This is a genomic window from uncultured Pedobacter sp. (genome assembly GCF_913776295.1).
Classification (GTDB): Bacteria; Bacteroidota; Bacteroidia; order Sphingobacteriales; family Sphingobacteriaceae; genus Pedobacter.
On sequence record NZ_CAJYOJ010000060.1, the window covers coordinates 94,801 to 121,534 of the forward strand.

Annotated in this window: 24 protein-coding genes; 18 read left to right on the plus strand and 6 right to left on the minus strand. The window is 40.3% G+C overall.

The window, feature by feature from the left end:
• Nucleotides 1-75: 75 nt before the first annotated feature.
• The 5 genes from QZ738_RS12715 (at nucleotide 76) to rplT (ending at nucleotide 3,845) form a co-directional block, all read left to right on the plus strand.
• Nucleotides 76-570: a hypothetical protein gene (locus QZ738_RS12715; protein WP_293788090.1), complete on the plus strand. Its 495-nt coding sequence runs from the start codon at nucleotides 76-78 to the stop codon at nucleotides 568-570.
• A 113-nt stretch (nucleotides 571-683) separates the two neighbouring features.
• On the plus strand, nucleotides 684-2,609 hold the full coding sequence (gene thrS, locus QZ738_RS12720; protein WP_293788092.1) for a threonine--tRNA ligase: 1,926 nt from the start codon (nucleotides 684-686) through the stop codon (nucleotides 2,607-2,609).
• A gap of 18 nt (nucleotides 2,610-2,627) precedes the next feature.
• Complete coding sequence (gene infC / locus QZ738_RS12725) at nucleotides 2,628-3,197, plus strand: translation initiation factor IF-3 (RefSeq protein WP_293788094.1); 570 nt, start codon at nucleotides 2,628-2,630, stop codon at nucleotides 3,195-3,197.
• A gap of 29 nt (nucleotides 3,198-3,226) precedes the next feature.
• Complete coding sequence (gene rpmI, locus QZ738_RS12730) at nucleotides 3,227-3,427, plus strand: 50S ribosomal protein L35 (protein WP_010600880.1); 201 nt, start codon at nucleotides 3,227-3,229, stop codon at nucleotides 3,425-3,427.
• A gap of 73 nt (nucleotides 3,428-3,500) precedes the next feature.
• Nucleotides 3,501-3,845, plus strand: a complete 345-nt coding sequence (gene rplT / locus QZ738_RS12735) for a 50S ribosomal protein L20 (RefSeq protein WP_025144714.1) — start codon at nucleotides 3,501-3,503, stop codon at nucleotides 3,843-3,845.
• Nucleotides 3,846-4,047: 202 nt separating this feature from the next.
• On the opposite strand, the gene QZ738_RS12740 is transcribed toward rplT, so the two are convergent.
• The 5 genes from QZ738_RS12740 to QZ738_RS12760 form a co-directional block, all read right to left on the minus strand.
• Nucleotides 4,048-5,499 (minus strand): DUF294 nucleotidyltransferase-like domain-containing protein, encoded by a 1,452-nt coding sequence (locus QZ738_RS12740; RefSeq protein ID WP_293788096.1) that lies wholly within the window; start codon nucleotides 5,497-5,499, stop codon nucleotides 4,048-4,050.
• Nucleotides 5,489-6,166, minus strand: a complete 678-nt coding sequence (locus QZ738_RS12745) for a 3'-5' exonuclease (RefSeq protein WP_293788098.1) — start codon at nucleotides 6,164-6,166, stop codon at nucleotides 5,489-5,491. The genes QZ738_RS12740 and QZ738_RS12745 overlap by 11 nt, the downstream gene beginning before the upstream one ends.
• Before the next feature lie 160 nt (nucleotides 6,167-6,326).
• On the minus strand, nucleotides 6,327-7,067 hold the full coding sequence (locus tag QZ738_RS12750) for an MIP/aquaporin family protein (RefSeq protein WP_293788100.1): 741 nt from the start codon (nucleotides 7,065-7,067) through the stop codon (nucleotides 6,327-6,329).
• A 28-nt stretch (nucleotides 7,068-7,095) separates the two neighbouring features.
• The gene (gene glpK / locus QZ738_RS12755) at nucleotides 7,096-8,586 is read right to left on the minus strand and encodes a glycerol kinase GlpK (RefSeq protein WP_293788233.1); all 1,491 of its coding nucleotides are present in this window, start codon (nucleotides 8,584-8,586) and stop codon (nucleotides 7,096-7,098) included.
• 39 nt (nucleotides 8,587-8,625) lie between these two features.
• The gene (locus QZ738_RS12760) at nucleotides 8,626-10,191 is read right to left on the minus strand and encodes a glycerol-3-phosphate dehydrogenase/oxidase (protein WP_293788102.1); all 1,566 of its coding nucleotides are present in this window, start codon (nucleotides 10,189-10,191) and stop codon (nucleotides 8,626-8,628) included.
• 156 nt (nucleotides 10,192-10,347) lie between these two features.
• On the opposite strand from QZ738_RS12760, the gene QZ738_RS12765 reads away from it, so the two are divergent.
• Both QZ738_RS12765 and QZ738_RS12770 read left to right on the plus strand, forming a co-directional pair.
• Nucleotides 10,348-11,112, plus strand: coding sequence for a DeoR/GlpR family DNA-binding transcription regulator (locus QZ738_RS12765; protein ID WP_293788104.1), 765 nt, complete (start codon nucleotides 10,348-10,350; stop codon nucleotides 11,110-11,112).
• A gap of 43 nt (nucleotides 11,113-11,155) precedes the next feature.
• The gene (locus QZ738_RS12770) at nucleotides 11,156-11,545 is read left to right on the plus strand and encodes a response regulator transcription factor (RefSeq protein WP_293788106.1); all 390 of its coding nucleotides are present in this window, start codon (nucleotides 11,156-11,158) and stop codon (nucleotides 11,543-11,545) included.
• A gap of 64 nt (nucleotides 11,546-11,609) precedes the next feature.
• Here the strand turns inward: QZ738_RS12770 and QZ738_RS12775 are convergent, their stop codons facing one another.
• A complete protein-coding gene (locus tag QZ738_RS12775; protein ID WP_293788108.1) occupies nucleotides 11,610-12,623 on the minus strand; it encodes a zinc-binding alcohol dehydrogenase family protein in 1,014 nt (337 codons plus the stop codon).
• A 326-nt stretch (nucleotides 12,624-12,949) separates the two neighbouring features.
• Here QZ738_RS12775 and QZ738_RS12780 point away from each other — a divergent pair, with 326 nt between their 5' ends.
• The 11 genes from QZ738_RS12780 (at nucleotide 12,950) to ccoG (ending at nucleotide 26,608) form a co-directional block, all read left to right on the plus strand.
• Entirely contained in the window at nucleotides 12,950-14,734 is a 1,785-nt protein-coding gene (locus QZ738_RS12780) for a hypothetical protein (RefSeq protein ID WP_293788110.1), read from the plus strand.
• A gap of 54 nt (nucleotides 14,735-14,788) precedes the next feature.
• The gene (locus QZ738_RS12785) at nucleotides 14,789-15,985 is read left to right on the plus strand and encodes a PAS domain-containing sensor histidine kinase (protein WP_293788112.1); all 1,197 of its coding nucleotides are present in this window, start codon (nucleotides 14,789-14,791) and stop codon (nucleotides 15,983-15,985) included.
• A 15-nt stretch (nucleotides 15,986-16,000) separates the two neighbouring features.
• Nucleotides 16,001-17,032, plus strand: coding sequence for a response regulator (locus QZ738_RS12790; RefSeq protein ID WP_293788114.1), 1,032 nt, complete (start codon nucleotides 16,001-16,003; stop codon nucleotides 17,030-17,032).
• A 510-nt stretch (nucleotides 17,033-17,542) separates the two neighbouring features.
• Nucleotides 17,543-17,968 (plus strand): lactate dehydrogenase, encoded by a 426-nt coding sequence (locus QZ738_RS12795; RefSeq protein WP_293788115.1) that lies wholly within the window; start codon nucleotides 17,543-17,545, stop codon nucleotides 17,966-17,968.
• Between the two features lie 2 nt (nucleotides 17,969-17,970).
• On the plus strand, nucleotides 17,971-19,317 hold the full coding sequence (hemN, locus tag QZ738_RS12800) for an oxygen-independent coproporphyrinogen III oxidase (protein WP_293788116.1): 1,347 nt from the start codon (nucleotides 17,971-17,973) through the stop codon (nucleotides 19,315-19,317).
• A gap of 11 nt (nucleotides 19,318-19,328) precedes the next feature.
• Nucleotides 19,329-21,713, plus strand: coding sequence for a heavy metal translocating P-type ATPase metal-binding domain-containing protein (locus tag QZ738_RS12805; RefSeq protein ID WP_293788118.1), 2,385 nt, complete (start codon nucleotides 19,329-19,331; stop codon nucleotides 21,711-21,713).
• A complete protein-coding gene (gene ccoS, locus QZ738_RS12810) occupies nucleotides 21,710-21,889 on the plus strand; it encodes a cbb3-type cytochrome oxidase assembly protein CcoS (protein ID WP_293788120.1) in 180 nt (59 codons plus the stop codon). The genes QZ738_RS12805 and ccoS overlap by 4 nt, the downstream gene beginning before the upstream one ends.
• 72 nt (nucleotides 21,890-21,961) lie before the next feature.
• A complete protein-coding gene (gene ccoN, locus QZ738_RS12815; protein ID WP_293788122.1) occupies nucleotides 21,962-24,103 on the plus strand; it encodes a cytochrome-c oxidase, cbb3-type subunit I in 2,142 nt (713 codons plus the stop codon).
• Nucleotides 24,104-24,107: 4 nt separating this feature from the next.
• Nucleotides 24,108-24,290, plus strand: a complete 183-nt coding sequence (locus QZ738_RS12820) for a hypothetical protein (RefSeq protein ID WP_293788124.1) — start codon at nucleotides 24,108-24,110, stop codon at nucleotides 24,288-24,290.
• Nucleotides 24,277-25,245: a cbb3-type cytochrome c oxidase N-terminal domain-containing protein gene (locus tag QZ738_RS12825; protein ID WP_293788126.1), complete on the plus strand. Its 969-nt coding sequence runs from the start codon at nucleotides 24,277-24,279 to the stop codon at nucleotides 25,243-25,245. The genes QZ738_RS12820 and QZ738_RS12825 overlap by 14 nt, the downstream gene beginning before the upstream one ends.
• Nucleotides 25,229-26,608, plus strand: coding sequence for a cytochrome c oxidase accessory protein CcoG (ccoG, locus tag QZ738_RS12830; protein ID WP_293788128.1), 1,380 nt, complete (start codon nucleotides 25,229-25,231; stop codon nucleotides 26,606-26,608). Before QZ738_RS12825 ends, ccoG begins: the two co-directional genes overlap by 17 nt.
• The last annotated feature ends 126 nt before the right edge of the window (nucleotides 26,609-26,734 follow it).

Below are 26,734 nucleotides of genomic sequence, written 5' to 3' on the forward strand. Positions count from 1 at the left end.
CCAGGGACTAAGATCCATAAAACCATGGTGTAGGATGAAAAATAGGACTCATTAAAAAAATTAAATTAACCGTTTATGAAATCTCTGAAAACCGCTTTGTTTTTGCTATCCTTACTATTGCTGTTCAGTTGCACATCGTCAACCAGTGACTATGCCTACAACGAAAAAGTAACTTCTGTTTTTCTAAGCCAGATGAGACAGGTTGATGAAGCAGATAGTGCTTTTAAAGATACTTCGAAGATTTACTCAAAAGGTTTTACTGATTCAATTTTCTTGGCAAACAAAGCGGATAACCTGGTGAACAATTCAAAAATGGAACTTGCAGATATAGCAGATTTGAAACCGGGTAAAGAAGCTAAAAAATTTAACGATGAGGTTGTAGCCTACCTTGAAGCCATAACCGATTACGGAGAAACAGCAAAACAAATGTTAAACTCAAAAACCGTTGACGAAAGGAAAAAACTACACGGGCAACTGATGTTGAAGTATGAAAAACTGAATACTTACCCTGACCGGGTATTGGAGATTCAAAAAACATATCTGAATGAAGTTGGCCTGCAACCGAAGTAGAATTTAAGTTTTCTATCAATTAAGGTATAAAAATCGTATCTTTGCATGAAATAAAATCACATTGTAAGTGATCTTTAAAACTTTTTTATTTAAAAATTAAATCATAGTTGTAGATGATTAACATTACTTTACCTGACGGTTCTGTCCGTGAGTACGAAAAGGGCACTTCTGCCCATCAAATTGCATTATCAATTTCTGAGGGCCTGGCCCGAAACGTATTAGCCGCTGAGGTTAATGGCGAAGTTTGGGATTCGACCAGGCCGATCGAGTCTGATTCTACAGTAAAACTATTAACCTGGAACGATGCAGCCGGCAAATCCACTTTTTGGCATTCATCTGCCCACTTGATGGCCGAAGCCTTAGAAGCGCTTTATCCAGGTACCAAATTTGGTATTGGTCCGGCGATAGAAACCGGTTTTTATTACGATGTAGATTTTGGAGACCGTGAATTCTCGTCAGATGATTTCAAAGCCATTGAAACCAAAATGATCGAACTGGCTAAACAAAAGGAGACTTTTGTTCGCGAGAGTGTAAGCAAAGCTGATGCAGTAAAATATTTCACCGAAAAAGGCGATGAGTATAAATTAGATTTAATTGATGGCCTGGAGGATGGTAAAATTACTTTTTATACCCAGGGTTCGTTTACTGATTTATGCCGCGGTCCACATATTCCAAATACGGGTTTTGTAAAGGCCGTTAAACTGATGAATGTGGCTGGGGCTTACTGGCGTGGTGATGAAACTAAAAAACAGTTAACCCGTATTTATGGGGTAACTTTTCCTAAAGCGAGCGAGCTTACCGAGTATCTTTTAATGATTGAGGAAGCAAAAAAACGTGATCACCGTAAGTTAGGTAAAGAGTTGGAATTGTTTGCTTTCTCAGAAAAAGTAGGAATGGGCCTGCCTTTGTGGCTGCCTAAAGGAACTGCTTTGCGTGAGCGCCTGGTGAACTTTTTAACTAAAGCACAAGCTAAAGCGGGCTACGAGCAGGTAGTAACACCACATATCGGGCATAAAAACTTATATGTAACTTCTGGTCACTGGGAAAAATACGGTAAAGATTCTTTCCAGCCGATTAAAACGCCGCAGGAAGGAGAGGAGTTCTTCTTAAAACCAATGAACTGCCCGCACCACTGTGAGATTTATAAAACCAAACCGCGTTCTTACAAAGATCTTCCGGTTCGTTTTGCAGAATTTGGTACGGTATACCGTTACGAGCAAAGTGGCGAATTACACGGCTTAACCCGCGTACGTGGCTTTACCCAAGACGATGCGCATTTGTTTTGTATGCCGGAGCAAGTTAAAGATGAGTTTAAAAAAGTGATCGATCTAGTACTTTATGTATTTAAATCGTTGGGTTTTGAAAACTATACTGCACAGGTTTCGTTAAGAGATTCGGAGAACAAAGCCAAGTACATCGGTTCTGATGAAAACTGGAAATTATCAGAAACTGCGATTATCGAAGCCGCCGCAGAAAAAGGCCTGAATACCGTAGTAGAATACGGCGAAGCGGCTTTTTATGGCCCTAAGCTTGACTTTATGGTGAAAGATGCTTTGGGCAGAAAGTGGCAGTTGGGTACTATCCAGGTGGATTACAATTTACCGGAGCGTTTCGAACTGGAGTACACCGGTAGCGATAACCAGAAGCACAGACCGGTCATGATCCACCGTGCACCATTTGGTTCACTGGAAAGATTTATTGCGGTTTTGATCGAACATTGTGCAGGGAATTTTCCTTTATGGTTAAGTCCTGAACAGTTTATCATTCTTCCTATTTCAGAAAAATATGAAGAATATGCAAAAAAAGTTTTAGATGAACTAAATAATTCCGATATTCGCGGGCTGATTGACTTTCGTGATGAGAAAATCGGTCGTAAAATACGCGATGCGGAGGTTAAAAAGATCCCATACATGCTCATTATCGGCGATAAAGAGATGGCAGAAGGAAAAGTTTCTGTCCGTAAACATGGTGAGGGCGATTTAGGCGAAATGACGTTGGAAGAGTTCAACAATTTATTAAGAAAAGAAATAACAGTTTAAATTAAAATAATACAAAATTTGGCATTAGGAAGACCAGGATTTAACAGGGGACCACGTCCGCCTTTTAAGAAAAAAGAAGCAGAGCATAACATTAATCAGTATATAAAATCGCCTGAAGTGCGTTTGGCTGGCGATAATGTTGAACCGGGGATTTATCCTTTGGCGAAAGCTTTGGCGCTTGCTGATGAACTGGAATTGGATTTGGTTGAGATTTCTCCAAACGCCGTACCGCCAGTTTGTAGAATTATCGATTACAGTAAATTTGTTTACGAGCAAAAGAAAAAGCAAAAAGAAATTAAAGCTAATGCCAAACAAACTGTAATTAAGGAGATTCGTTTTGGTCCTAATACCAACGAACACGATTTCCAGTTTAAACTGAAACATGCAGTAAGCTTTCTGGAGAATGGAGAGAAAGTTAGGGCTTACGTACATTTTAAAGGTAGGGCAATTGTTTATAAAGAGCAGGGAGAAATTTTATTGTTGAAATTTGCCCAGGCTTTGGAAGATGTAGGGAAAGTAGAGTTGTTGCCTAAATTGGAAGGTAAAAGGATGTTCCTGACAGTTGCGCCTAAAGTAGCAAAAAAATAAAAACAATTTTATAAATTAAATAACAGGTTATGCCAAAAATGAAAACCAATTCCAGTGCTAAAAAGCGTTTTTCGCTTACTGGAACAGGTAAAATCAAAAGAAACAAAGCATACAAAAGTCACATCTTAACCAAGATGAGTACTAAACGTAAACGCGCCCTTGGAAATGCAGGAATTGTAACAGACGCAGATTCAGGTAACGTAAAACGTATGCTTTGCATCGGAAAGTAATTCATTAATTTCACCAGGTATCAGGCATTAAAGTTCCATACATGGACGCCGCTTACCAAAAAACAACAACAACATGCCACGTTCGGTAAACGCAGTAGCTTCGAGAAGAAGAAGAAAGAAAATCCTTAATTTAGCCAAAGGTTATTGGGGAGCAAGAAGTAAGGTTTATACTGTTGCCAAAAACACAGTAGAAAAAGGTTTGCAATATGCATACCGTGACCGTAAAGTTAAGAAAAGAGAATTCCGCGGATTGTGGATCCAACGTATTAACGCTGGTGCACGTCAACACGGTATTTCTTACTCTCAATTAATCGGTAAACTAGCTTCAAAAGAAATCGGTTTAAACCGTAAAGTATTGGCTGATTTAGCAATGAATCACCCGGAAGCTTTCAAAGCTGTAATTGATGCAGTAAAATAGAAATTTTCGCTCAGGCGATAATCATATTTAAAAAAGGTTCCGATGCAAATCGGAACCTTTTTTGTTTAAAAGAGGTCGCCACCCTGAATTTATTTCAGGGTATTTCCAGTGACAAATTAATAGCATAATAGATGCTGAAATAAATTCAGCATGACGCACGTGTGTTAAAAAAGATGTTTGCTAAATACAATCCTTTAGTTACTTAACCCAAGCTATTGGTAAACTTCATTCTGATTCCGCTCTGAAAGTTGAGGATTATTTTAAAAATTTCAATTAGGGTTACCTTCTCAATTTTGGTTAAACTATCAATTTCAATAAAGTTATTGGGTGCAGCCTGATCATTGATGATCAGATTGGCCTGATGTTTTAACCTTAAACCCATCAGGTAATAGTATGATTGGGAAAGTTCATTAAATTGCTGTTCGCTAAAAACGCGCAGATCTCTTAAAGCTTTTAAACGTTCCCCGGTGTTTTCTTTCTGGAAAATCCTGTTCTGTAAGGCATAAACCCTCGCCAGGTCTACAATTGGCGTCATGGCTGTTTTAATATCAAATACCTCTTTTTTGTGGATTTTCTGTGTTCTGATATTTTTAAAATAGGTAAGGGGTGGCTCATACAATAAAGCATTTTTGGCCAGGTATACATAAAATTTTTCAATTGGTTTTTGCAATTCCTCATCCACAAAGGCCCTTAAACTTTCCATGATGGCCAAATCGCCATAAATAGCCCTGCAATCAAAAAAAGCGGCAAATTTCACGGCAGTTTCAGGCAAAGCTTCTTCAATCCAATTTTTATAATTGTATTTCCAGTGTGATAATGAATGGGTCCAGTTTGGATTGGTGGCCATATAATCGCCGTCACAATATACAAAGCCTACAAAATTCAGCTTGTCAGAAACCTGGGTGGCCAGATCGAGGAAATAAGAACGCACGGCCGCCCTGTTTTCTTCTTCGGTATCTTCATAAATGATGGCATTGTCCTGATCGGTTTTCAAGCTCAGTTCTTTTCTGCCCTCACTACCCAAAACCATAAATACAAATTTTGCTGGTGGCGGACCCAATTTTGCAATAACATCTTCAATAATCTTAAAAGAGATCGTATCTGCAATGGTGGTAACCACCTCATTTACAATTTTCGAATGTACACCCCTGGTGAGCAGTTGAGATACAATGCCTGGTACTTTCTGCCATTTTGATTTTAAATCACTGGCATTTACAGCCGATTTTACCGATTGGATAAAAACCAACGGAGATTCTGCCTGCTCACTTAACAGGCGGTTTCTGCTTAAAAAACCAACAAAATTTCCATTGTCGTTTACCAATAGATAGCGTGATTTTTTACTGAACATCATTAATATTGCCTCATATACATAGGCGTCAGGCGTTATGGTCACAATATTGCTGTCCATCACTTCGTCAATAGGCAAATTGGCGTCCAGTTGCTTCGCAATTACATTATCCCTAAGCGTAATATCAGTTACGAAGCCCAGGTAATCATCCTGATCATTTTTAATAAAAAGACAGCTGGTTTTTTGCTCCGACATTTTAATGGCAGCTTCAAAAATTGGTGTGCCAGGGCTGCAACTCACAATTTTTCTAAAAGTAATGTCTCCAATACGGGCTGTATAAATTTGATCGGATAGTTTATCTTCCATTAAAAAATCCCTGTAAAATTCTTTTAAAAGAAAATTCTTTTCTCTTTTCTTTCTCCATGTTAAAAGTATGTTCCTGTTGGTACACTGAAGTTAAGCTAATTTTACCTGTTTTTAAAAGGTGAAAGAAAATTTTTGCGGTATTTAACGTATCAGATAAAGCGTTATGAATATTTTCAGGTACTTCATTGAATAAAATGGTATAAAATTTATCCAGCTTTAAATGGCTGATGACGGTATTCGTGATATAAGGTGCGCTTGCCTTCATGGTACAGAAAAAGGAGAGGTTTTTAAAAATGTTTCCTTTGCCGATGCGGTATAGTTCAACATTTACCATGTGATAATCAAGTTCAATAAAATGCCCGATAACCAAAGGTTTATATTTTTCTATATCTTCAGAAAACTGAATCATTACCTGCTCTTTATTTTCGCCATGATCATGTAGATATTCAGGGGTAATTTGGTGAATTTTTAATGCCGCCTTATCAATGGTGAAGCCGGTATTTTTAATGTAGTGATTTTCGCGCTTGATTTCGCGGTAAGATTGGTCGTAAATAACCCAGGCAATCTGGACAATATAAGGCCAGTTCTTTTCTTTAGAATAAGGGGCCGTCCAGTTTTTTGGCAGACCTGAGGTTTCGGTATCGACAACGAGGAAGTATGCTTGCAATTCTGATTGGTTAGATAAATAGTAGCGATGTGATTTCAAAGATAACTATTATTTGGCAGCTGCGTAAAAGAAAATATGCGTAATCCGGTTGTTTTGGAGAGGAGTAGAAACTAAGCCGTCTAACAGTACTGGCATTAAAAGAGTATTTCCGAACAAATCACTATTGACTAATCAGCAAAAATATTACAGCTGCCAAAACGGATCCGATAATTGGTCCAGTTATGGGTATCCAGGCATATGCCCAGTTACTATTTCCTTTTCCCTTCATTGGGATCAAAAAGTGAATCATCCGCGGGCCCAAATCTCTTGCCGGATTGATGGCATATCCGGTTGTTCCCCCTAGTCCCAAGCCAATCACCCAAACTAGAAATGCTACCGGGATTGCGCCAATTGAACCTAGGCCAATAGGTGTCGTAACTGTTTCTTTCGTACCCATGCTGGCATCCGTAAAGTAAAAAATCACAAATATTAAAACGAAAGTGCCCATAATTTCCGAGAACAGATTTGACGGCGTATTTCGGATGGCTGGAGCGGTTGCGAAAGGTGCAGCCTTTAAAGCCTGATCGTCAGTAGCATCGAAATGATCTTTATACAAAAGCCAAACCAGAAAAGAACCTGTCATGGCTCCGGCTAACTGGGCCATGATGTAAAATGGAACCATGGCCCAGCTAAAACCTTTTCCGATGGCAAGTCCGAGGGTTACGGCGGGATTTAAATGTGCTCCGCTGTACGGACCGGCAACAACAACACCTACAAACACAGCAAGCGCCCAGGCCGTTGTAATGACCATCCACCCACCATCATTTCCTTTAGTGCCTTTGAGTACTACGTTAGCTACCACACCATTTCCCAGAAGAATCATTAGTGCTGTGCCCATAAATTCTGCAAGATATACATTCATCACATTTAAAATCTTATTAATCCCCTGATTAGTTTTCTGCACTTACCCTTGCTGCTTTTACAGCCTTGTTCCAGCCCTTTATTCTTTCTGTATTGTCAATTCCTCCCTTAGCAATAAAAGTTTTGTTAATATTCCATTGCGAGCGGATCTGATCGATACTTTTCCAGAAACCGGTAGCTAAACCAGCAAGATAGGCAGCACCAATAGCGGTAACTTCTGTTACCTCTGGTCTGATTACTTTACAGTGTAGCAAATCGGCCTGAAACTGCATTAATAAATCATTGGCGGTAGCGCCACCATCCACTCTCAACTCGGCAATACTTACGCCTGCATCTGCTTCCATCGCTTTCAACACATCCATTGTCTGGTAGGCAATACTTTCTAATGCTGCTCTGGCAATATGCGATTTGTTTGTACCGCGGGTTAATCCGGTGATGGTGCCTCGTGCATGTTGATCCCAATGCGGGGCGCCTAAGCCAGCAAAAGCAGGAACAACATAAACGCCGTCGGTATCCTTTACTTTCTTTGCCAAAGTTTCTACATCGGCCGATTTAGAAATCAGTCCCATTTCGTCGCGCAGCCACTGAACAACTGCACCGCCTATAAAAATACTGCCTTCTAAGGCATAGTTCACTTCGCCATTGATCTGCCAGGCGATCGTGGTTAACAGATTGTGGTCAGAAATTTTAGGCTTTCGGCCGATATTCATCAACATAAAACAACCTGTTCCGTAAGTATTCTTGACCATTCCTTGTTCGGTACACATTTGTCCGAACAAGGCCGATTGCTGATCGCCGGCTATACCAGCAATTGGAATTTTTGCTGCTAAGATCCGCCCGGCGGTTAGGCCGTAAACTTCGCTTGATGATTTTACCTCCGGCAGCATTGCCTTTGGAATAGCAAAAAGATCAAGCAACTCTTCATCCCAGCTTAAAGTATGAATGTTATAAAGCATCGTTCGCGAGGCGTTAGTGATGTCGGTTACATGCTTTTCGCCTGCTGTTAATTTCCAGATTAGCCAGGTATCAATGGTGCCGAAAGCCAGTTTTCCTGCCTCAGCCTTTTCACGTGCGCCTTCCACATTTTGCAGGATCCACCTGGCTTTGGTTGCAGAAAAATAAGAATCAATGATCAGACCTGTTTTTTCCTGTATGTTCGCGGCCAGTCCCCGGGTCTTAATTTCATCGCAATAGGCAGAGGTACGCCTGTCTTGCCATACAATGGCATTATAAATTGGTTTTCCCGTTTCTTTATCCCAAACCACAGTAGTTTCCCGTTGATTGGTAATCCCGATAGCATCAATATCGCTTACGGTTAAGCCTGCTTTAACAATTACCTCTGTTACAACAGCCAATTGTGTCGACCAAATTTCCATTGGATCATGTTCTACCCAGCCAGCTTTAGGGTATAGCTGTGTAAATTCCCTTTGTGCAATTGCAACAATTTCGCCATTGTAGTTAAAAATAATGGCTCTCGAGCTTGTGGTCCCCTGATCGATAGATAAAACGTATTTACTCATCATTAAAAATTTGGTTAGCGGATTATGCCTTTTATATTATTAGTTAGATTGATGATAAAGGTAACCATCGGCTAATTGATTAAAAGATTCAATTTGATCGGCCTCCCACTTCTCATCTGCAGATAATTCTTTGGAAAGGAGAGAGGCTACCTTGGGCGCCATATCCTTTGCAGCCTGTGCATCAATAACTAATACCCTCAGCCTCCTGCTTAAAATATCTTCTACAGTTTCTGCCATTTCATTCCTTGCAGACCAAACCACTTCTGCTTCAACAAAAGGAAAAGAAGGATGTAATGGTTTTCCAAGGCCAGGGTGTTCATTAATTAAGGCTTTAATTTTATTGCAGTCAGTTCCGTATATAGCTAAATGACTGTTTTCTTTAATGCTGGTGCTGCCATGTATGCTTAAATTTTGTGTTAAACATGCTTTTGGGTTTAAACCGGCTTGCGCAATGGCTAAATCGACTGTTTCTTCTGCCATTAGGCGATAGGTAGTCCATTTACCCCCGGTTATGGTTATCAATCCCTTTGCAGAAACAATAAGTTTATGGTCTCTGCTGATTTCCTTCGTACTATTCGTATCGCCCTTGGCAGGGGCTGCCAGGGGGCGTAAACCTGAGAATACGCTTAAGATATCTTTTGCTTTGGGTTTACGGTCGAAATAGCCAGCTGCCGTAGCCAGAATAAAATCTACTTCTTCTTTTAATGCCCTGGGCTCTAAACTATGCTGGTTTAAAGGAGTATCTGTGGTGCCTACCAATAAATGTTCATGCCAGGGAACGGCAAATAACACCCGGCCATCAGCGGTTTTTGGAATCATTAGTGCAGATTCACTGTTTAAAAAGCTTTTGCTCAACACCACGTGTACACCCTGACTTGGCCGTACCATCTTTTTTGTAGCGGGATTGTTCATCTGCAGAATATCATCAACAAATACGCCTGTTGCATTAATGACAATTTTGCCATTGTATTTTGCTGTTGAGCCAGTTAGCATATCCACCGTTTCGATACCGGTAACCTTATCTGCACTCTTCAACAGGCCTGTCACTTTGGTATAGGTTAATAACGATGCGCCCTTTTCGATAGCAGTTTGTGCAATGTTAACGGCCAGGCGGGCATCGTCAAACTTTCCGTCATAATACCTGATGCACCCTTTTAATCCTTGAGCTTTAATACCAGGCATCACGCTTAAGGTTGTTTTTTTAGAGAAAAATTTAGATTTGCCGAAGCTATATTTTCCCGCTAGCCAATCATAAAGGGTAAGTCCGGTTAAATATTTTACAACAGAAAACCAATTATAGCAAGGAATCAGGAATTCTTCCTTATGGACCAGGTGCCTGGCGTTTTGTTGCATCAGGCCACGTTCCTTTAAAGCATGTTTTACCAAACCGATATCGCCCTGTGCAAGATACCTGACACCACCATGCACCAGTTTGGTACTCCTGCTGGATGTTCCTTTTGCAAAATCAGATTGTTCTACCAATAGCGTTTTAAAACCGCGGCTTGCGGCATCTAATGCGATGCCTAAACCTGTAGCACCTCCGCCGATGATGATAATATCCCAATTTATATGATCAGATAGATGATGTGCATGTAATCTCTTCATTGGGTTTAAAAAATAATAAAACGAAACTATTCGCAATTATAAGAAATCATAATCGAAATAATATATGGCATGGGTTAAAAATTTATTAAATATTTGTTTAAAATATTTTAAAGAATGTTTTTATTGCTAATTTGCGGCATGCTAATTTAAGTTATTATGAAGAATTTGGCTGAGAGGCATCAGTTTATTTTAAGTCGTCTGCAACGTGATCAATATATAAATGTTGTAGATTTGTGTAAGGAATTGAAAGTATCTTCTGTAACAATAAGAAAGGACTTAAAACTACTGGAAGACAAGAGTCTGCTGTTTAGAACACACGGTGGCGCAACTGTAAACAATCCCTATACGGTCGACCGTCCGGTTAACGAGAAGGAGAAAATTCAATCAGCGGAAAAGAACAAAATCGGGATTGCTGCAGCTACATTACTGAACGATAACGATTCTATTGTAATTGCTTCAGGTACCACAGTGTTATATTTTGCAAAGAACATTGCCCCCGCAACAAATTTAACGGTGGTTACTTCTGCATTAAACGTAGCACTCGAATTAATGCGCGAACCCAGTATAGAAGTGATACAATTGGGTGGCTTACTTAGAAAAAGTTCTTCGTCTGTTATGGGTGCTTATGCGGAGCAGGTTTTGCAGGATTTTTATTTCAATAAACTATTTTTAGGGGTAGATGGCATTGACCTGGATTTTGGCATTACCACTACAAATGCCATGGAAGCACATTTAAACCGTAAAATGATCGGTGCATCGCAAAGAACGATTGTACTGGCCGATTCTACAAAATTTGGAAAAAGAGGCTTCGGTAAGATATGCGGATTGGAAGAAATTGATCATATTATTACCGATAAAGGAATTTCTGAACAAATTGTAAAACATTTAGAAGGTTTGGGTGTTACTGTTACTATCGTATAGCGCATTCCACGCGGACGGTACATCCCAAACATATAATTTGAACATGGAAAAAAAACGAATACACATTTTAGAAGACGATCAGGAGATTAGAAACGTAATTGAAATCCTGTTGAAAGAAGAGGGTTTTGAATTGCAGCTTTCCTCATCTTTTGCAGAGCTGAAAAAAAATATCCAGGATGCAATGCCTGATCTTTTTTTGTTAGATGTAATGTTACCAGATGGAAACGGAGCAGAAATCTGTGAAGATTTAAAAACGGATATTTTCACTAAACACATCCCGATTATTGTTATGTCTGCACAGAACAATAGCGAGCAAAAAGCGATTGACGCATTCGCAGATGATTATATCAGCAAACCTTTCGATATTTATAATGTTTTGGAGCGCATTAATACCCAGTTAAAGAAAAGTTCAGCAAGCAGGACAAAGGTTTAATTGAAATCCGATATTAAAAAGAGAGAAGCCAGATAAGTTTCTCTCTTTTTTTTATTTGATTTTTTTAATATTCGATTACCACTTTACCAATAGTTTTCCCACTTTCCAATAAGCGGTGTGCCTCCTTTAGATTTTCAACCGTAAAGCCATTAAAGGTTTGTGTTAATGTAGGCTTAATGACGCCATCATCTAATAAATTTGCCAATTCACTTAAAATTTGGTGCTGCTTTTCCATATCATCGGTTTGATACATTGAACGGGTGTACATCAGTTCCCACGAGAAGGTGACGCTTTTGTTTTTTAATTTATTGAGGGCAATTGGCGTGGCGGAACCAGTTATCGATACGATATGTCCCTGGGGTTTAATCAGCTCTGCCAGGATATCCCAATAGATGTTCAGGTCAACAAAATCGAGTATAAAATCTATTTCCTTAAAACCTGCAGCCTGTACTTCTGCTACCAGGTTTTGATGATTAACTACCACATCGGCACCCATGGCCTTACACCATTCTTTAGTTTCTGCTCTGGAGGCCGTAGCAATCACTTTTAATCCACTTATTTTCTTTGCTAGTTGTATGGCGATAGAGCCAACGCCACCTGCACCACCAATAATCAGGATACTCTTTCCCTTATCCTCTTGATCATTGATGCGGAGGCGATCATAAAGTGATTCCCAGGCGGTAAGTGCCGTTAATGGCATGGCGGCTGCTTCAGCATAGCTTAATGTTGAGGGTTTTAATCCAACTATGCGTTCATCAACTAATTGATATTCGGCATTTGAGCCGCTTCGGGTTAAATCTCCGGCGTAATATACTTCATCCCCAGTTTTAAAAAAGGTAACACCTTCACCAATAGCTTCCACTGTGCCAACAGCATCCCAGCCAATTACCTTGGGTGTTTCCAGTACGGTGTCTTTCGCGGTGTTCTGGCGGATTTTGAAATCAACCGGATTTACGCTGATGGCTTTCATCTTGACAAGTAAATCCCTTCCTTTTGGTTCCGGAACAGGCGTTTCGAACATGATGAAACTTTCTCTTTCGTTTATCGGGAGTGAGGTTTTAAATCCTATTGCTTTCATGACTGATCAATTATTTAGTCGTCTTATAATATTTTCTTTCCTATAACGAAAATATAAACTGTTAAACATGGAAAAAAGATTTATAATATAAATGACACTCGGATTAATGTAAAAGTCTTTAAATTCAGTTTCATGGATGATAACATTTAAAAGAGGAACTTATTTAAAACATTGAGGGGACATGTAGGTGTCAACTGAAAAAAGTGATGGCGCTCATTTTCTGAGTTGAGCCAGGTCATTACCACGATCATCAAATAGGGGTAGTTTTGCCGTAGAAACATTCGGCGTTTCAGGATATGGACTGCCGTTTTACATCAAAAATCACCATGTTACACTCCTTTCATATTCCAGTTTTGGGACTGGGTTACTCCATTGATACCCCACTAAAAGTTGCCAGGTATGGCATCTCTTCTGTACTTTCCATTGTTGATGATGAATTGGTGGAACGTATGCGTGCTTATCATTCGCAAAAAAGATCGGTACCTTATGAAGCGATTGGTAAAAATGAAAATAACAGCCGTAGCAGACGGATTACGGAATACCTCAACTTTTTATCCGACTGCATCAAACAGGATTTTAAAACTTTAAAACAGCAGAATTTTACTGATGGGAGTGATATCTGCCGTTACTTCGCATTACTACCTGACACTTCAAAAATAAAGCATGGCTATGAACTGATGATGGAATATCCCGAGGGAGAAGCCAAACAGATCTTTAAATCCATACTAAAAAATGCCATGCGTATGGGCAATATTGATGTGAACATTATGGCCAAGGTAGATAAAATGAATTATGCTGATGGTGAATACACTGGTGAGATTAATACCGATGCGCTCGCCGCTTTACGGGGTTTTGCTGAAAGTAAACTCAATGCATCTGTTATACTTTCTGCAGGAATGAACCCCAAATTGTACAGTTATATCGCCGATTTCGCAGATTTCTTTCCAGATAAGAATGAATTTTTAAAAAAACGAATTATCTTAAAGGTAAGCGATTTCAGGTCGGCTTTGATCCAGGCTAAATTTCTGGCTAAAAAGGGTTTATGGGTATCAGAGTTCAGGATCGAATCGGGCTTGAACTGTGGCGGACATGCATTTGCTACCGATGGGTATCTGCTTGGTCCGATCCTGGAGGAATTTAAAACCAAAAGAAGTGAAATGTATCTGGAGCTTTTTGAAATGTATCAGCTTGCTTTGGTGAAAAAGGGAACTCTGGTTGAAGAGAAACCCAAACAAAAGATCACGGTGCAGGGTGGAATCGGTACGGCGGCAGAACATCAGTTTTTGTTAAAGCATTATCAGCTTGATGCCACTGGCTGGGGAAGTCCTTTTTTATTGGTACCGGAGGTGACCAATGTAGATACACATACTTTAATACAACTTACCGGTGCAACCGAACAGGATTTTTATTTAAGTAATGCTTCACCATTGGGAATCCGTTTTAACAATTTCAAAAACAGCACCATCGAGAAACTGCGTACCGAGCGTATTGAAAAGGGCAGACCAGGAAGCCCCTGCACCAAGAAATACCTGTGCAACAATACTGAATTTACCGAACAGGCTATCTGCACCGCATCGCGGGAGTTTCAGCATTTAAAAATCAAAAGCCTTCAAACTGCCGGATTAACTGCTGAAGAATACGAGAGACAATTTGAAGAGGTTACCGGAAAAATATGTCTGTGCGAAGGACTTTGCGCTTCAAACTATCTTAAATATGATATGCTTAAACCTAAAGAAAATAAGGCCGTAGCCATTTGTCCGGGGCCTAACCTGGCTTATTTTAATGATGTATACTCGTTTGATGAAATGGTCGGCCATATTTATGGAAAAATTAACCTGTTGGAGCAGATAGACCGTCCACACGTTTTTATTAAAGAACTTAACCTCTATATAGATTACCTGCAGGAAGAGGTTAAACAACATTTGCAGCAGTTTAGCGATAAAAAAATGAAGCAATTGAATGGCTCTAAGCTGCAACTGGCGGAAGGGATCGATTACTATGAAAAGCTTTTCAGCGAAATGGCAGGTCAGGCTTCTGATGAGTTTAATAAGTTGTATGAACAATTGGCAAATTCGAAAAATAAACTCGACACCCTGATGGTTGGCTTATAACAAAGATCGGTAATACTTTTTCTATATTTACAGGCATATACTTGAATCAAGATAATGGACAGGTCGAAATTTTTGGATGCGATTATTGAAAATGCTATTGATGGAATTATTACCATTGATGAAAAGGGGATTATTGAACATTTAAACCCTGCAGCATTGGAGCTTTTCGGTTACGGCAGGGAGGAGTTAGTGGGTAGCAACATTTCGGTTCTGATGCCTGAACCCGATCAATCGCGCCACGATGGATATCTTTCCAGGTATGAACATACCGGACAAAAACATATTATCGGTATCGGGAGGGAAGTTTCGGGCAAACGTAAAGATGGCTCTGTATTTCCGTTTACGCTTGGGGTGAGTGAGATCAAATTTACCGACCGTAAAATTTATACCGGCTTTATTCACGATCTCAGTAAGGAAAAGGCCAACGAAGAGCAGATAAAAAGTTATACCGAGAAACTGGAAGTTAAGATAAAGGAACGCACACGTGACCTGGTTAAGCTCGTTTCAGAACTGGAAATGGCGAAAGAAAATATGCGTGCGCTTTTTCAGAAAGAGAAAGAACTCAATCAGCTCAAAACCAGATTTGTTTCTATGGCCTCACATGAGTTTAGGACGCCCCTCAGCGCCATTCAGTTATCCGCATCGCTAATTGATAAATATGCCATAAAACATGATGTGGCCAGTGTAGAAAAACATACCTTTAAAATTAAAAACTCCATTAACAACCTTACTACAATATTAAACGATTTTCTTTCACTCGAAAAACTCGAAGCAGGGAAAGTGGAGGCCTCAGCACAAGCTTTCAACATCATCAGCTTTGCAGAAGAAATAGCAGAAGAGATGCAGATGATGACCAAGCAGAACCAGCATATTATTTACGAACATACCGGAACAACTGCCGAGGTTTACCTGGATCCGAATCTGTTAAAGAATTGTATCATCAACCTGATCTCCAATTCGATCAAATATTCAGGTGAGGACACTCTCATTCAGTTTAATTCCATTTTAAAAGATGATGAGCTGATTTTAGAAGTAAAAGATAACGGCATTGGCATTCCTGCAGCCGATCAGGGTAATCTCTTCGAACCATTTTTCAGGGCGCACAATACCGGTGATATTCCCGGAACGGGTCTAGGACTTAACATTGTGAAAAGATATGTTGGCCTGATGAATGGGAAGGTAACCTGCAATAGCGAACAGCATTCGGGTACAGTTTTTACGCTTATTTTCCCTGTAAAAACCATTTTATAATTTGAGATCCATCCGATGAACAAAAAAGTTTTAATTATTGAGGATAATGACGACATCCGGGAAAGTACTGCTGAAGTGCTCGACTTGGCAGGTTACACAACTTTTATGGCTAAACACGGAAAAGTTGGTGTGGAGATGGCTATTAATCATTTGCCTGATGTAATCTTGTGTGATATTATGATGCCGGAACTTGATGGGTATGGTGTTTTGTATCTATTGAACAAAAATCCAAAAACGGCTAATATTCCTTTTATTTTCATTACGGCAAAAACGGAGCGGGCAGACATGAGAAAAGGAATGGAAATGGGTGCAGATGACTACCTGACCAAACCATTTGACGATACAGAGCTTTTTAGGGCGATAGAAAGCAGGTTTAAGAAAAAGCAACAGGCAGCCAGCTTTAGTTCATTAGATGGCCAAGATGAAACAGTAATGGACGAACTGCGTAAAAAGGGTAAACCAAGAACGGTTAATAGTAAACAGGTGATCTATATTGAAGGTGATGAACCCACGCACCTGTATTACATCAATAAAGGACAGGTGAAAACCTATAAACGTTTTAAGGATGGAAGGGAACTTTCTTCAGGGCTGTACCACGATGGTGACTTCTTTGGTTACGAAAGTTTATGCAATGGCGAGCTTTACGCCGAAAATGCTGCCACGCTAACCGAATCGGAAATTATTCATATTCCAAAAGCTGATTTTATGGAATACCTGCTCAACCATCAGGCCGTATCAAAAACATTTATTGGCCTGTTGTCCGGAAATGTGCGCGATAAAGGAAAACAAATGCTTCAATTGGCCTACTCATCGGTAAGAAAACGGGTAGCCGAAGCACTATTGCAAGTGGCTGCAAAATTTGGCGATGGTAAGTCAAATACCTGCACCATCCGGATCTCGCGCGATGATCTTGCTGCCCTTGTGGGTACTGCCAGTGAAACCGTAAGCAGAATGCTGGCTGATTTTAAAGAGGAAAAGCTGATTGATAAGACCGGCAATGCGATTAATATTCTTTCCATCGAAAAACTCAGGAATATTAAGCAGTAAGGTTCAGGCTCATTGTTCGTTTGGTTAACTGTTTAAATTAGTTATTTGTGGTGTCAGATGTTTCCATCTGACACTCGAAAATTTATCTATCGTGCCGGATGTTTCCATTTGACAATGGTATGTAGTGTCAGATGTTTCCATCTGACACTGGTAAATTTCATTGCACAAGTCAGGCCAACCGACGGTACTCAAAGCACTGAGACTTGCGCTAGAGAGGTTTTGTGGTCTTCAGCTTAGTTGTTAACTGCAAATTGGCAACTGAAAACTGATTACATTTGTGGTGTCGGATGTTTCCATCTGACACTAGAAAATTTAAAGCACAAGTCAGGCCAACCGATGGTACTCAAAGCGCTAAGACTTGTGCTGAAAGAGGAGGGTTCATCCACTCCAAACGCCGAACTCCAGCCGCCCATCTCTACTCGAAAAGTAACCAGTATCATTTTTTTCTCTAAGCATGCTCACCTGTGGCCTTAAGCCCTCTTCATAGTTTTGTGTATATAAATATCATATATGAAAGCTATAGCTTATAACATTAAGCCCGATGAAAAGGAATGGTTGGTACTGGCCAATTACAAAAAACACGATATCACTATAATTGCCAATAGCTTAACAGCTGATACGCTTTCATTTGCAACCGGTAAAGAAGCGCTTCTGGTTTTTAACAATGATGAGCTAAGTAGTAAAATGATATTAGGCCTTAGATCATTGGGTATCAAATATATTGCAACTTCATCTTCACAAACAGATCATCTTGATCTTAATGCTGCAGGTCTTGCGGGTATGAAAGTTGCCAACGTCCCGCGGGATGCCGATCAGGCCGATACCAGGGCGAGGATGGAACAGGTAATCAAAAACCTCGATCAGTGGGCGGCTGGTAAATGCGTTGGCAAAGCCTGCTGTTGCCAGAGTGAATGTGCAAGCACCAAAAAGTTGTAAAGATGGAAAGTGCAGAGTTGCTTAACAAATATAACGTTGCTGCCCCACGTTACACCAGTTATCCTACGGTTCCATACTGGGATACTGAAAGCTTTAATGCTGATGATTGGCTGAACAGGGTATCAAAAACCTATGCAAGCCATAAAAAAGACGGGATTAGTTTATATATCCACCTCCCTTTTTGCGAAAGCTTGTGTACTTACTGCGGATGTAATACCCGAATCACCAAAAATCATTCCGTAGAGCTGCCTTACATCTCCGCTGTACTTGCTGAGTGGCGCATGTATGTAAATGCCCTACAGGAAAAACCAAAATTAAAAGAATTGCATCTCGGCGGCGGTACGCCCACTTTCTTTAGTCCAGAAAATCTTGATCTGCTGATCAGCTGTATTATGAAAAATGCAAGTCTGGCTCCAGACGCCGAACTATCTTTTGAGGCCCATCCGGCCAATACCACCAAAGCACATTTAACAACGCTTTACCAGTTAGGTTTTAGAAGATTAAGCTTAGGAATCCAGGATTTCGACCCTAAAGTACAGTTCCTGATCAACCGCTTTCAAACCCCCGAGCAGGTTGCTCAAGTAACCAGGCAAGCCAGGGAAATCGGTTACACATCTGTCAATTTTGATCTGATTTATGGTTTGCCGGGGCAGTGTACCGATGGATTAGCCAGTACCATAAATGATGTGATCAGTATGCAGCCAGATCGCATTGCCTTTTACAGTTATGCGCACGTGCCATGGCTAAAACCAGGACAACGGCATTATACTGAAAAGGATATTCCGGCGGGCGATGAAAAATTTGCCCTTTATCGATTTGGCAGAAAACTTCTGATCGACGCCGGTTACGAAGATGTTGGCATGGATCATTTCGCCTTGAAAAGCGATCCCTTGTTCCAGTCTATGGTAGCGGATAAACTCCATCGCAATTTCATGGGTTATACCAGTCAACACACTCATTTGCTCATCGGTCTTGGTGTTTCTTCGATCAGCGATAGCTGGACAGCTTTTGCACAGAACCCCAAAACTGTGGAAGCCTATATGGAGAAAATTGCGCAACAGATATTGCCCGTAGAAAAAGGGCATTTTCTGACGGATGACGACATTAACGTCAGAAAGCATATTCTAAATATCATGTGTAAAAATAATACCGTATACAGCGACAAAATACCTGAAAGGGTGCATGAGCGGCTTTTACCTTTATTGCATGATCAGCTGATATCGGTTACAGAAACGGAGATCACCATTACCAACACAGGAAGATCTTTCCTCAGAAATGTCTGTATGGCATTCGACGAAAAATTATGGCTTAAGCAGCCTAAAACACAATTGTTCAGTTCATCAATATAACAACGATTACAATGGAAGATCAACATAAAACCGCAACAAAGGCCATTTGCTACCACTGTGGAGAAGATCTGCCCAAGGTAAAATATCAGACAGACGGTAAAGATTTTTGCTGTGCAGGCTGTATGGCTGTTTTTAGGATCCTTTCCGAAAATAACCTTTGCAATTATTATGTATACAACAATAATCCGGGCAGGCAGCTAAAAAATGAAAGCCATTTAGAATACCTCGACGATCCTAAAATCATTGATCAATTGATTGATTACAAACATGGAAATTCGAGTATCGTGACGTTTTACATTCCCGCAATCCATTGTAGCTCCTGCATTTGGTTGTTAGAACACCTCTATAAAATTAATTCGGCTATTTTTAGCTCAAGGATAGATTTTCTTAAAAAACAGGTAACCATCCAATTCAATCATGAAGAAATTTCACTAAAACATTTGGTTGAAACTTTAAACCAGATCGGTTACGAGCCTTTAATCAGTCTTCAGGATGTAGTAAAAGCACACAGCAGTTCGGTTGACAAGGCTTTGGTGCTAAAAATTGCGGTGGCTGGGTTTTTAATGGGCAATGTGATGCTTTTCAGCTTTCCTGAATACTTTGGTTTATCGGGTTTTGAAAAACAGTTTCAGTATTTATTTGGCTGGTTAAATCTGGCATTTTCTATTCCGGCTGCTTTTTACTGTGGGCGCGATTATTTCATCTCCGCCATTACCAGTATCAAACATAAACATATCAATTTAGATACACCATTAGCACTGATCATTGCCGTATTGTTTTTGCGTACGGCATTTGAAGTTATTTTTAACACCGGACCTGGTTTTGCTGATACTTTAACGGGACTGGTTTTCTTGCTTTTGATGGGCAAATGGCTTAAACAGCGTACTTACCACCATATATCCTTCGACCGTGACTACCGGTCTTACTTTCCCATTGCCGTTACCACCATCCAGAATGGCAAAGAAAAGCCTGTATCCATCAACGATATTAAAATAGGGGACCGGTTGTGGATCAGAAACGGAGAACTGGTACCAGCAGACGCTATCTTAATGAAAGGTGATGCCTGGGTAGATATGAGTTTTGTTACAGGCGAATCGGAACCGATACATAAAGTGCTGGGTGAAATTATTTACGCGGGAGGACGACAAACTACTGAGGCAATAGAGCTTGAAGTAATTAAACCGGTATCTCAGAGTTACCTTACGGGACTTTGGAACAATGAAAATTATAAAAGCAATGTCGAAAAGCAAAATTTTAACGATTCTGTCGCGAAATACTTCAGTATCGGCGTTTTTGTGATTGCCTTTGCAGCAACTGGTTATTGGTTGTGTCAGCAAGATAGCCACAAAGCCTGGTCGGCTTTTACAGCGGTCATTATTGTAGCGTGTCCGTGTGTGCTTGCTTTAAGCACACCTTTCACTTTATCGGCCATATTATCTGTTTTTGATAAAAAAGGGTTTTATGTGAAAAATACGGATGCGGTTGAAGAACTGGCCAAATGCGATACACTGATTTTTGATAAAACAGGAACGTTGACCAGCAATGAAAATGCCGAAATTTCTTTTAGCGGATCGTTGAACCATGATGAAAAACTGGTCGTGGCTTCACTGCTGCGTAATTCTACCCACCCCTTGAGTCGTCATATCTTAAAAGCATTAAACGTGGAAAGATTTTATTCAATTCAGGATTATAAAGAAGTGGTAGGTAAGGGGTTATCAGCTAAGATCAATGATCATGTTCTTTATGCAGGACATTTATCTATGCTTCCTGTAACCATAAAATCGGTTAGTGAAACCGGCGTACATATTTTGATTGACCATGTATATAAAGGCTGTTTTGATATTAAACAACAATGGCGGCCCGGATTGGGACAGTTGGTTTCGAAACTCTCTAAATTTCAACTGCAGGTTTTATCAGGTGATACCAATAGGGACCAATCTATGTTAAAAAGCATTTTTCCGGAAAACACGTCCATTAGGTTCCATCAGCGTCCACATCAGAAATTGGATGCTGTGCTAAATCTTCGGGAAAATGGAAATAATGTGCTGATGCTGGGTGATGGGCTAAATGATGCCGGTGCTTTAAAGCAAAGTAATTTTGGGATAGCCTTAACCGATAACATCAATAATTTTACACCGGGCTGCGATGCCATTTTACAGGGAAATGCGTTGAATTTCCTTCCAAATTTTATACAACTCAGTAAAGATGGTATTAAAGTGATTAAAATTAGTTTTGCTATTGCTACAGCCTATAACTGCATTGGTATTTATTATGCCGTACAGGGAACGCTATATCCATTGGTCGCAGCCATACTGATGCCGGTTAGTACGGTCACCATTATTTTATTCACCACCCTGGCTACCCGCTGGTTTGCCCGTAAAAACAAACTGATATGAACATCCTTTACTTCTTAGTTGGTTGCAGCGTTTTAATGGCACTCATTTTTTTGGGTGCTTTCTTTTGGGCTTATAAAACAGGTCAGAACGATGATGTACATACTCCTGGTATCCGCATTTTGTTCGATGACGAGGTGACCGCTGAAAAAAGTGAAGAAGATCACTTTTCCAGCTAAGCGCTATCATCCTTTATCTCTGTGCTGCAGGATACCTTTGGTGTACAAAACATACAAAATTCCGCTTCGATTATGCAGCTAGAAAAATTTACTTACGATAACAGGATTGTCAGAAACTTTGGCATTGCCACCCTTGTTTGGGGAATTATAGGAATGACTGTTGGACTGCTTGTTGCCATGCAGCTCTTTAAGCCGGCCCTGAACATGGGCAGCCAGTATACCACATTCGGCAGGATCAGGCCATTGCATACCAATGCCGTGATTTTTGCCTTTGTAGGGAATGCCATTTTTATGGGCGTTTACTATTCCCTTCAACGGTTACTTAAAGCCAGGATGTTTAGCGATGCACTTAGCAAGATCCATTTTTGGGGCTGGCAGCTCATTATCTTGTCGGCCGTAATTACCCTTCCATTGGGTTTTACCACCTCACACGAGTATGCCGAACTCGAATGGCCGATTGATATCGCCATAACACTCATCTGGGTGGTTTTTGGTATCAACATGTTCGGTACCATCATTAAAAGGCGGGAGCGCCATCTCTACGTGGCCATCTGGTTTTACATTGCCACTTTTGTAACCATTGCGGTGTTACACATCGTAAACTCTTTTGAATTGCCTGTTTCTTTTATGAAAAGTTACTATCTGTATGCGGGTGTTCAGGATGCATTGGTACAATGGTGGTATGGGCATAATGCCGTTGCTTTTTTCCTCACTACCCCGTATCTGGGGATGATGTATTATTTCCTGCCAAAAATGGCTGGGCGCCCTGTTTATTCTTATAAACTCAGTATTCTTCACTTCTGGTCGCTTATTTTTATCTATATCTGGGCAGGACCCCATCACCTGTTATACACATCATTACCAGGTTGGGCTCAATCACTAGGCGTTGCCTTTTCGATTATGCTTATTGCACCAAGCTGGGGTGGTATGATTAATGGTCTGCTAACCCTACGTGGCGCCTGGGATAAAGTAAGGGAAGATGTTACCCTTAAATTTATGGTAGTCGCCCTTACCGCCTATGGTATGGCTACTTTCGAAGGCCCAATGTTATCGTTAAAACAGATAAACGGGGTAGCACATTTTACCGATTGGATTGTTGCCCACGTTCATGTTGGAGCGTTAGGATGGAATGGCTTTTTAACATTTGGTATTTTATACTGGTTAATCCCACGCATTTATAAAACCGAACTTTATTCTAAAAAACTCGCTGGTTTCCATTTTTGGGTAGGTACGTTGGGGATACTTTTTTATGCCATCCCGATGTATTGGGCAGGTTTTACGCAAGGATTGATGTGGAAAGAGTTTACTGCTGAAGGTTTGTTGAAATACCCGAATTTTCTTGCCACAACCTTACAGATTATCCCGATGCACGTTTTACGTTCCATTGGTGGTGCACTCTATTTAACCGGAGTAATTGTAATGACCTATAACCTGGCCAAAACCATGCTGGGTGCAAAACTGGTTGCCAATGAAGCTGCAGAAGCCATGCCTTTAACTAAAATAGTGGTAGACAGCAGTCCGGCAGATAAAGCCTGGCACAGGGTACTGGAACGTAAACCCATGAAATTTATGGTTTTATCGTTGATTATCATCCTTATCGGAGGAATGGTAGAGATGATGCCAACCTTTACCATCCAATCTAACGTACCTACCATTGCGAGTGTTAAACCCTATACCGCATTGGAGCTGCAAGGCAGAGATCTGTACATCAGAGAGGGTTGCATAAACTGCCATTCGCAAACGGTAAGGCCTTTCCGTTCAGAAACCGAACGTTATGGCGAATACAGCAAGGCAGGAGAATTTGTTTATGATCACCCGTTTTTATGGGGCAGTAAACGTACCGGACCTGATCTTCATCGCGTAGGTGGAAAATATTCTGATGCATGGCACTACAATCACCTGGTTGATCCGACCTCAATGTCGCCGGGAAGCATTATGCCTCCATACCCTTGGCTCATTGAGCAACAATTAGATATCAGTACCACTGCAAGCAAAATTAAAGCGATGCAAAAACTGGGCGTTCCGTATCCTGAAGGATATGATAAACAAGCCAATGAGGATTTGAAAATACAGGCAGCAAAAATTGTCGCAGAACTGAAGCAGAATAACATCAAGGTTAAAAGTGACCGCGAAATTGTGGCCATTATTGCTTACCTGCAAAGATTGGGTACCGATATTAAGGCCAATAAAGAAACTATTCCATCAAATCAATAAAAATATGTTCAATCAGATCAAAGATTTAGCCGGCGGCGAAATATACCTCGTTACCTCTCTGCTCATGTTCATGTTGTTTTTTGTAATTGTTGGGGTTTACCTCTTCAAATTAAGTAAAAACCATATTAAAACCATGAGTGAAATTCCTTTTCAAGACCACAAAACCAAATTATATGAAGAAGATTAAACTATTATTATTTTCACTGTTTTCATCTGTGGCAACTTACGCCGCAGACCAAAAAACAGCAGAAGCAATAGCACCTTCTCAGCCTGGATTAGGACTTAACCAATCAGAATTACTCATTGTACTGCTATTGTTATTCGCACTTGTGTTGCTTTTTGTTTCAATAACGTTGCTCAATGCGTTTAAAGTCATGTACCAGGAGCAGTTAAATCCAACTAAATACATTGGAAACGTAAAAGAAGAGCCGCTTGATTATGATAGCTGGTTGAAACAGAAAGCGGTAAAACCGTCGATCTGGACAAAATTATTAAGCTTAAAACCTATTGAGGAAGAAAAAAACCTGGTTATTGACCACGCATACGATGGGATCAAAGAGTTGAATAATCCGGTACCGGCATGGTTTAACTTCCTGTTTTATGGAACTATGATTTTTGCTGCAGGCTATCTCTTTTATTATCACATCGGTGGTTATGGCGATCTGCAGGATAAGGAATATGAAAATGAAATGGCCAAAGCAAAAGTAGAAAAGGCAGCTTTCCTTGAAAAATCAGCCAATACCATTGACGAAAACTCCGTAAAGGTTGATAATACACCAGCAGTACTGGAAGAAGGAAAAACCATCTTCAGCGCCAACTGTGTGGTTTGCCATGGCGATAAGGGGCAAGGCCTGATCGGTCCAAATTTAACAGACAATTACTGGTTGCATGGCGGCGGTATTAACAATGTATTTAAAACGATTAAATATGGTATTCCTGAAAAGGGAATGATCAGTTGGGAGAAAAACCTTAACCCTAAACAGATCAGTGCAGTGGCCAATTTTATTCTTTCATTACATGGAAGTAATCCTGCTGGTGCGAAAGCCCCGCAAGGCGAAAAGTATGAAGCGAAGGATGTGGAAGACAATGAGATGAAGTCAGCAAAAGACAGTGTAAATCAAACAGATGTTAACCAAAAATAAATCTGGAAACAAGGGCAGGGATAAAAGGCCGGTTTACCCTAAAAAACCTTCGGGTAAATTGTATACCTGGCGTAAATGGGTAAGCTATGTGCTGTTTTTGTTTCTTTTTTCCTGTCCGTTTCTAAAAATTAATGGAGAGCAATTGGTGCTGCTAAATTTCATCGAAAGGAAATTTGTTTTCTTTGGATTGATCTTTACCCCACAGGATTTTTACCTGTTTGCCCTCGCTATGCTCATCTTCATCATCTTCATTGTCTGTTTTACAGTTGTACTCGGCAGGTTATGGTGCGGATGGGCCTGTCCTCAGACTATTTTTATGGAAATGGTTTTCCGCAGGATAGAGTACTGGATAGAAGGCGATGCAAACAAACAAAAGAAACTGGATGATGGCCCCTGGACCGCTGAGAAGATCGCTAAAAAAGGAGGCAAACATTTCATTTTTCTGATCATTTCTTTTGCCATCGCCAATACTTTTCTCGCTTATATGATCAGTTCTGATTTGCTGATTAAAATTATTACCGAACCTATTGCAAAACATATTTCAGGTTTTATGTCCATCTGGCTGTTTACCTTCATTTTTTACGGTGTATTTACTTATGTACGTGAAGTGGTATGTACGGTAATCTGTCCTTATGGTCGGCTCCAGGGTGTTCTGCTTGACAACCAAAGCCTGGTTGTAGCTTATGACTTTACCAGGGGCGAACCCCGCGGACGTATGCAGCGAAATACAAATGAGGAACAAAAAGGCGATTGTGTTGATTGCGGACTTTGTGTGCAGGTTTGCCCAACGGCTATTGATATCCGCAAGGGAACGCAGCTGGAATGTGTGAATTGCACGGCCTGTATCGATTCATGCAATGAGGTGATGCTAAAAATAGGCAAACCCAAAAACCTGATCGGTTTCTTTAACCAAGATTTTATTGCAGAGCGTAAACCTTATAAAATCGCTTTAAAATCTTATGGATATGCAGCGGTTTTATTAGTGGTTATGATGGTATTCTCCTCACTGATTTATAAAAGGGAAAATATTCAGACTACTGTTTTAAGGGCTAGTGGTACTTTGTATCAAAACAGGGGAACAGATAAAACCAGTAACCTGTACAATGCAGAACTGGTAAACAAAACCAATAAGGCGGTTAAATTTACTTTCAGACCGCAGGATAGCGCTGATGAGATCGACTTTATCCAAAAGGCAACGGTACTGCCAAAAGAGGGTACTGCTCACCTCACTTTCTTTCTGATCAGAAAAAATAATTCGCTTAAAAAATATAAAACTGATGCAGTTTTCGAAGTGATTGCCAATGGCGAGGTGGTGAGTACCGCAACAACGAGTTTTTTCGCGCAGCCGGAAGGTAGTGAATAATGGAGAGCAGGTGTTAATGATAGATTGATTGAATTGAGAATGATTGAATATTGAATTCTGCGATTTGCCTTAAATATTCTTTCACTTAAAAGTCACTTATTCAATCATTAAAAACTCACACATTCA

Coding starts and splice junctions, on each gene's coding strand:
- QZ738_RS12715 (WP_293788090.1), top strand. CDS start 76: ATGAAATCTCTGAAAACCGCTTTGTTTTTGCTATCCTTACTATTGCTG.
- thrS (WP_293788092.1), top strand. CDS start 684: ATGATTAACATTACTTTACCTGACGGTTCTGTCCGTGAGTACGAAAAG.
- rpmI (WP_010600880.1), top strand. CDS start 3,227: ATGCCAAAAATGAAAACCAATTCCAGTGCTAAAAAGCGTTTTTCGCTT.
- rplT (WP_025144714.1), top strand. CDS start 3,501: ATGCCACGTTCGGTAAACGCAGTAGCTTCGAGAAGAAGAAGAAAGAAA.
- QZ738_RS12740 (WP_293788096.1), bottom strand. CDS start 5,499: ATGGAAGATAAACTATCCGATCAAATTTATACAGCCCGTATTGGAGAC.
- QZ738_RS12750 (WP_293788100.1), bottom strand. CDS start 7,067: ATGAATGTATATCTTGCAGAATTTATGGGCACAGCACTAATGATTCTT.
- glpK (WP_293788233.1), bottom strand. CDS start 8,586: ATGAGTAAATACGTTTTATCTATCGATCAGGGGACCACAAGCTCGAGA.
- QZ738_RS12760 (WP_293788102.1), bottom strand. CDS start 10,191: ATGAAGAGATTACATGCACATCATCTATCTGATCATATAAATTGGGAT.
- QZ738_RS12765 (WP_293788104.1), top strand. CDS start 10,348: ATGAAGAATTTGGCTGAGAGGCATCAGTTTATTTTAAGTCGTCTGCAA.
- QZ738_RS12770 (WP_293788106.1), top strand. CDS start 11,156: ATGGAAAAAAAACGAATACACATTTTAGAAGACGATCAGGAGATTAGA.
- QZ738_RS12775 (WP_293788108.1), bottom strand. CDS start 12,623: ATGAAAGCAATAGGATTTAAAACCTCACTCCCGATAAACGAAAGAGAA.
- QZ738_RS12780 (WP_293788110.1), top strand. CDS start 12,950: ATGTTACACTCCTTTCATATTCCAGTTTTGGGACTGGGTTACTCCATT.
- QZ738_RS12785 (WP_293788112.1), top strand. CDS start 14,789: ATGGACAGGTCGAAATTTTTGGATGCGATTATTGAAAATGCTATTGAT.
- QZ738_RS12790 (WP_293788114.1), top strand. CDS start 16,001: ATGAACAAAAAAGTTTTAATTATTGAGGATAATGACGACATCCGGGAA.
- QZ738_RS12795 (WP_293788115.1), top strand. CDS start 17,543: ATGAAAGCTATAGCTTATAACATTAAGCCCGATGAAAAGGAATGGTTG.
- hemN (WP_293788116.1), top strand. CDS start 17,971: ATGGAAAGTGCAGAGTTGCTTAACAAATATAACGTTGCTGCCCCACGT.
- QZ738_RS12805 (WP_293788118.1), top strand. CDS start 19,329: ATGGAAGATCAACATAAAACCGCAACAAAGGCCATTTGCTACCACTGT.
- ccoS (WP_293788120.1), top strand. CDS start 21,710: ATGAACATCCTTTACTTCTTAGTTGGTTGCAGCGTTTTAATGGCACTC.
- ccoN (WP_293788122.1), top strand. CDS start 21,962: ATGCAGCTAGAAAAATTTACTTACGATAACAGGATTGTCAGAAACTTT.
- QZ738_RS12820 (WP_293788124.1), top strand. CDS start 24,108: ATGTTCAATCAGATCAAAGATTTAGCCGGCGGCGAAATATACCTCGTT.
- QZ738_RS12825 (WP_293788126.1), top strand. CDS start 24,277: ATGAAGAAGATTAAACTATTATTATTTTCACTGTTTTCATCTGTGGCA.
- ccoG (WP_293788128.1), top strand. CDS start 25,229: ATGTTAACCAAAAATAAATCTGGAAACAAGGGCAGGGATAAAAGGCCG.